This window comes from Protofrankia sp. Cj3 (assembly GCF_917627355.1).
Lineage (GTDB): Bacteria > Actinomycetota > Actinomycetes > Frankiales > Frankiaceae > Protofrankia.
In genome coordinates this window covers 1-6,142 of record NZ_CAKJTR010000191.1, presented here as the reverse complement: position 1 = coordinate 6,142, position 6,142 = coordinate 1, and the positions used below count along the sequence as shown (strand labels likewise).

The window sequence follows — 6,142 nt, the reverse complement described above, 5'->3', positions numbered from 1 at the left end:
TCAGGCCGCCGATCAGAAATAGCCGGCGCGCGATGCCATGTCCACGCCCGCTGCCGCCGGGCGCTCAATCAGGAAATGGGCTCGGGGATGCGCCCAGCCCCGGGAGACGCCGCGTCCCTATCGCCGGTCGCTCTACGTGGGGCAGGATAGGAGCGGAGTTTCCCTTCCGTAGTGCCGACCGGCCCTTGCGAATGCAATCCGGCAGGGCCACCCAGGCGCAGAACGCAGAGTCCCCAGGAGTTACGCGTGGACGCAGTGACCCCCGCAGGCCCGGACAACTCGACACCGGCGGACCTCGACACCGACATACTGATCATCGGCGCTGGGCCAGCCGGTCTCTTCGGCGCCTACTACGCTGGGTTCCGCGGGATGTCCGTGGCGCTGATGGACTCCCTGCCCGAGGCCGGGGGTCAGGTCACCGCTATGTACCCGGAAAAAATGATCTACGATGTGGCCGGTTTCCCGGCTGTGCGCGGCCGTGATCTCATCACCGCGCTCGTCGCGCAGGCCGGGGCGTTCTCCCCCACCTACCTGCTCGCTCAACAGGCCGCCGAACTGGCTCATGAGGCCGACAGCGTCGTGGTCACCAGTGTGCAGGGGACACGGGTCCGGGCGAAGGCCGTCCTCATCACCGGCGGGCTCGGGACGTTCACGCCCCGCCCGCTGCCTGTCGGCGGCGACCATCTGGGCCGTGGCCTAGCGTACTTCGTCCCGAAGCTGGACGTCTACGCCGCCGCCGACGTCATCATCGTCGGCGGCGGTGACAGCGCCTTCGACTGGGCGCTCGCGCTGGAGCCGCTGGCGCGCTCGGTGACGTTGGTGCACCGCCGCGATCGCTTCCGCGCCCATGCGCACACCGTCGCGAAGGTGCTGTCCTCCCGCGTCGAGATCCTGACGCACACGGAGGTCTCCGCCATCCACGGCGACGGCCAGGTGGAGAAGGTGGAACTCACCCACAGCAAGTCCGGTGAGCGCCAGGTCCGCCAGGCCCAGGCGATCGTCGCCGCGCTCGGGTTCACCGCGGATCTGGGACCTCTGACCCGCTGGAACCTGACGATCGACAAGCGCCACATCGTGGTGGACTCGACCATGGCGACCGGCGTCGAACGGGTCTTCGCCGCCGGTGACATCACCGAGTACCGCGGCAAGGTACGCTTGATCGCGACCGGCTTCGGCGAGGTCGCCACGGCCGTCAACAACGCCGCGCCCATCATCGACCCGTCCGCCAAGATCTTCCCTGGTCACAGCTCCGACGACGGCCACGGCTCCGGCGACGCCGCCGGCACAGGCGGCTGATCGGGCGGGTCCGGCGCAGACTGGTAGGCATGCGGGGTCTACTGGTGATCGGGCACGGCTCGCGACGGGATACGGCGAACGCGACTGTCCGCACACTCGCGCGGTTGTTCGCCCAGGCTGATCGGGCCACAAACGACGTCCAGATCAGCTGGGACGCGGTGGAACCGGCCTTCCTCGAGCTGATCGAGCCCGACATCGCCGCCGGGTACGGGATTCTCGCCGCCGCGGGCTGCACGGAGATCGTCGCCCATCCCTTCTTCCTGTTCGAGGGCAACCACACCACCCATGACATCCCGGCCGCCCTCACCAGGGCACAGGAGCGGTTCCCCGGCACCCGTTGGCACCTCACCGCCCCGCTCGGCCTGCACCCCGGCGTGCTGACCGCGGTTGCCTCCCGCATCGAGGACACGCTGGCCAGCAATCAGCTGTCCGGCCCCGGTGGCAGCCCTGGCAGCGCCGCCACCGGGGCCAGCGCCGTCAGCGCGACCGGGCCTCGGTCACGGCGGTGACGACGGCGGCGGCAAGCGGGTGGATGCCAGGCTCGGCCGCCACAGCGTCGACCCGCAGACCGGCCCGCTGGCATGCCGTGACGGTGCGTTCGCCCATGGCCGCAACCAGCATCCCGGCCGGCAACGGTCCGTAAAGTGCCGTTGTCGCCCGAGCCGCGGTCGACGACGCGAACGCGACCGCGTGCAGGTCACCGTGACGCAGCTCCTCGACGATCCGCGGGTCCGGATCGGCGTCGACGTCGGCCAGCGGTGACCCCGGCCCGGCCGCCGGGCCGGGCCGGGACACCACGGTCTCCACCGCGTCCGCGCCGAGAGCCCGCAGCCGTGCGGCGAGCAGGCCTGGACGTGCTCTCGTCCGCGGGACGAGCACCCGAACACCCAGCAGCGGACGGGTAGCGCCATCGCTCGCTGACCGTGCATCATCTGTCGGGATGAGTGGCGGCGGAGCGTCGCAACGGGCCGCGACGTCACCGATCACCACCACCGCGGGTGAGCGAACGCCCAGCACGATGGCGTCGACCGCGATCGTGTCCAAGGTGCCGCGGATCACACGCTGGGCCGGCGTGGTAGCCCGTTCGATCATCGCGACCGGCGTGTCCGGCGACCGGCCGCCGTCGATGAGGGCCGCGGTGATGCCGGCGAGCCGCGCGACACCCATCAGCACGACAACGGTCATCCGGGACGCCCCCAGCGCCGCCCAGTCCACGGTGGAGTCGGGATGCCCGGGTGACAGATGCCCGGAGACGACCGCGACATCCTGGGCGGCACCGCGGTGCGTCACCGGGATCCCGGCATACGCGGGCCCGGCGAACGCTGAGGTCACCCCCGGGACAACCGTGCATCTCACCCCGGCGAGCCGGCAGGCCTCGGCCTCCTCACCGCCGCGGCCGAGCACGAACGGGTCCCCGCCCTTGAGGCGGACGACCATGTGCCCGGCGAGCGCGCGGTCGACCAGCAACGCGTTGACGTCCTCCTGGGTACGAGTCAGCGCACCGGCACTCTTGCCACTGTGGATAACCTCCGCACCGGGCCGGGCAAGCGCAAGGACCCCCGCGGATACCAGCCGGTCCGTGACGACGACGTCCGCCCGACCAAGCAGCTCACGGCCACGGATGGTAAGCAGCCCCGGATCCCCCGGCCCTGCCCCGACCAGCCAGACCTCACCGGGAGCGCGCAGCGGCTCGTCCCGTCCCGCCGCGCTCGCGGCCCCGGCTCCCCCGCTCCCGCGGCCGTTGTCTCCCTCATCCTCATCGTGTGCCCGGCCCTCGTTCATCCCCGCGACGCTACTGCCGGGACGGTTCACGCAGCATGCAATCGGTGAAACCTACCCATGAAAGAAATCGGTTGAACAGTAACGCATCCGCTACTCTCGCCTGATGATCCCGGTCACACCCGCAATGAAAATACCGAAGAAAACCCACCCCAGAAAATCTGTTATCCACTGGAAAACCGCAAGAAACAGGAGTAACGCGCGGAGATCGCTGGCCTGGATGGGCGACTTGGTTCGGCCGGTTCGCCCCGTGAGATCACAAAGGGTGCCCAATCTAGCATGATCGATAAGGCTCTTGTGAGCCTCGTGCGCCGCACAGTCCACTCGACCCCCATGGATATCTCCGCTGCGCCTTCTCCGGTCCCCCTCTTCGCTATCTACCCTTCGCACCCGAGTTCTAACTATAGGTTGCCATCCCGACAGCCTCGATCTTGACCATCCGACCCGCCCCGGCGCCCGCACCGGACCGTCCCGAGCGCCGCACGACGCGTCGCCGCACGTCCCTCGGCCGGACTCGCCAGCCACGCGATCCCTGCTCCAGATGACGAGACAACTTGACTACGGTCACGAGACGGCGCATTCTCGATCTATGCTCGCCTCCTTCGGGGGGATGGGAAGTGATGGTCGGGACCCCGCCGGACGACGGGACCCGGCCTTCGCGCTGTTCTAAAGCGGCAGGTTGTCATCGGACAGGGATTTCGATCGTTGTCGTAAGATGCTTGATGATTGCTATAAAATCTCCTTGGCCGTCGCGCGCAGCCGATATCGCCCCTGCTGCCGCATCAGCGACCCAGAGCATCGGCTCGAACACCGGTGAAGCGTGTCCGGTACGTAACCGATGAGAGATCACATGACTACCGAAAAGCGCCGCGACCATCACTTGATCTTTTTTGTTCAGTGATGTCGTGCGGGACTCGAGCCACACTCGCTCGACCGCCCTCTGATCGAGTTCGTGCAACAGGCCTTTCATGCAGACCCGCCTGGCACGTTCCTGCTTCTTTGGCAGTACCCGGCGTGCCTACAACGACAACGAGCTCCAGGTCGGCCCTCGCGACCAGGCTCACGAACTTGTGCCGTCGGGCACCATCTTCATCCCGCCAGTGCAGACGGCGTTGACCTTTCAGGAGCAGGTCATTGAGATCTCGACGTATCGGCGGGCACGACGACACCTCGGCGACAGCTGCGGCCAGGATGTAGAGGCCGGGCTCGCCAGCCCGAAGGCGCAGCGACTCGTCCACCCAGGCGTGCAGCGCACCAGCCACCGGGCCGTGCGGGCCATGCGGGCCATCAGTCGGGGATCGCAGGGTCATGGTCGGATCCGTTCGCGGTGTTCAGTACATGCGTCATCAGGTGGCCGACCAGACACGCTGGACAACCACACGCGAGATCATCGCACCGCGATCCGACATGTCGTCATACCGGCCCGACAAACCATGACAGAATGTGGTCCGCCCCGGGCCAGTAGATCACTGGCTACCTGAAGGCTGTCAGTGCCCCTCCACCCGCAACAGCCAGAACCGCCGAGGTCAGTGAATGCCGCACTCGGTCTTGGCGCTGCCGGCCCAGCGGCCCGCGCGGCCCTCACCACGGCTGGTGCACGGCCAGCAGCCGACAGAGTCGTAGCCATCCGACAGCAGTGGGTTAACAATCACGTCATGTTCCTGGACGTAACGGTTGACGTCCTCGTCCGTCCAGGCCACCAGCGGATGGATCTTCACCTTGCCGCGCCGCTCGTCCCACCCCACGGCAGGCAGGTTCCTGCGCCCGGCGGATTCGGCCCGGCGCGAGCCCGCCGCCCACGCCCGGTAGGGCGCCAGCGCACGGTCCAGCGGGACGACCTTGCGCAGCTGGCAGCACCGGTCCGGATCCCGTTCGAACAGTTTCGGCCCGTACACGGCGTTCTGGCCAGCCACGGTGAGCTGTGGGCCGGCACTGATCAGCGGCAGGTCGTAGCGGTGCATGACCGCGTCCCGAGTACCGATTGTCTCAGCGAAATGGTAACCGGTATCAATAAAAATCACCGGGACGTCCGAGCAGATCCGGGCCAGCATGTCGACGAGCACAGCCTCCGCCATGGATGCGGCCACAACCAGCTTCGTCCCGAACTCCTCCACCGCCCAGCCCAGGATCTCCTGCGCGGACGCGCCCTCCAGCTCGTCACCGGCATGCAGGGCACGGGCCTTCAACGTGGCATCCATGAATCGCTCTCCTCCGTCGTAACAGGCCGGCAACGACGCGATCACGCCTTTCCCACGCCGTACCGGGGGGCACACTCCCGGATTACCGCCAAAACGCCGTCTCAGTGCTCACAGTCAGCTGAACCGTCCTGTTCGGACGAAATGGGCCCGACCGCGAGAGCGGTCAGGCTGAGCCGGAAAGCCCGCCGACAGCTCCCGCACGCCCACTGCCCGTGGCCGGACCCGCTGGCCGCATCCCGCTCGGGCGGAAGATAGGGAACAAGATCTTCCTCACCGCAGTACGGGCAGTAGAAGGGGACGGAATGACCGCTAGCCATCAGCGGCCCCGGACGTCCCGGACGCAGGCTCGGCCGGGGCCACGGCACCGGCTCGATCCGCCGGGGCGGCCAGGACGGACTCGTCGGCCCGCTCGACCCAGTCCGCGAAGGACTCACCCTCGTCCCGACCGGCCGAATACGCGCGCAGCAGCCCGTCGACGTAGTCAGCGACACCGGCGGAGGTGACCTTCAGCCCACGGGACTTGCGGCCCAGCCGCGACCGCACGCCAAGATGACCACCAAGGTGCAGCTGAAAGCCTTCGACCATCTCCCCGGATTCGTCCGGGACGAGGGAGCCCTTGAGCCCGATGTCGGCGACCTGGAAACGTGCGCAGGCATTCGGGCAGCCGTTCACGTGGATGCCGATCGGCTCGTCGAAGTCGGGCAGCCGCCGTTCCAGCTCGTCGATGAGCGCCCCGGCTTTCGCCTTGGTCTCGACGATGGCGAGTTTGCAGAACTCGATCCCGGTGCAGGCCATGGTGCCGCGCCGGAAAACGCTCGGCCGGACGACCAGGTCGAGCGCGGCGAGTTCCGCCGTCAGCTGGTCGGCCT

General features: G+C 68.0%; 5 protein-coding genes and 1 pseudogene. 2 read left to right on the top strand and 4 right to left on the bottom strand.

All coding sequences use genetic code 11. From position 1 onward, the window contains the following. The first annotated feature begins 246 nt into the window (after positions 1-246). Together MJ783_RS19575 and MJ783_RS19570 are read left to right on the top strand one after the other, a co-directional pair. Positions 247-1,296, top strand: a complete 1,050-nt coding sequence (locus tag MJ783_RS19575; protein WP_239312421.1) for an NAD(P)/FAD-dependent oxidoreductase — start codon at positions 247-249, stop codon at positions 1,294-1,296. A gap of 29 nt (positions 1,297-1,325) precedes the next feature. Then, positions 1,326-1,805, top strand: a complete 480-nt coding sequence (locus tag MJ783_RS19570) for a sirohydrochlorin chelatase (protein ID WP_239312420.1) — start codon at positions 1,326-1,328, stop codon at positions 1,803-1,805. Here the strand turns inward: MJ783_RS19570 and cobA are convergent. From cobA to MJ783_RS19550, 4 genes and pseudogenes are all read right to left on the bottom strand, one after another. Continuing rightward, the gene (gene cobA, locus MJ783_RS19565; protein WP_239312419.1) at positions 1,774-3,108 is read right to left on the bottom strand and encodes a uroporphyrinogen-III C-methyltransferase; all 1,335 of its coding nucleotides are present in this window, start codon (positions 3,106-3,108) and stop codon (positions 1,774-1,776) included. The two genes, MJ783_RS19570 and cobA, sit on opposite strands and share 32 nt — an antisense overlap. Positions 3,109-3,757: 649 nt before the next feature. Then, on the bottom strand, positions 3,758-4,045 hold the full coding sequence (locus tag MJ783_RS19560) for a hypothetical protein (protein WP_239312418.1): 288 nt from the start codon (positions 4,043-4,045) through the stop codon (positions 3,758-3,760). Between the two features lie 556 nt (positions 4,046-4,601). Further along, positions 4,602-5,273, bottom strand: a complete 672-nt coding sequence (locus tag MJ783_RS19555; RefSeq protein ID WP_239312417.1) for a phosphoadenylyl-sulfate reductase — start codon at positions 5,271-5,273, stop codon at positions 4,602-4,604. A gap of 309 nt (positions 5,274-5,582) precedes the next feature. Continuing rightward, positions 5,583-6,142: pseudogene (locus MJ783_RS19550) on the bottom strand (nitrite/sulfite reductase); the annotation flags it as partial.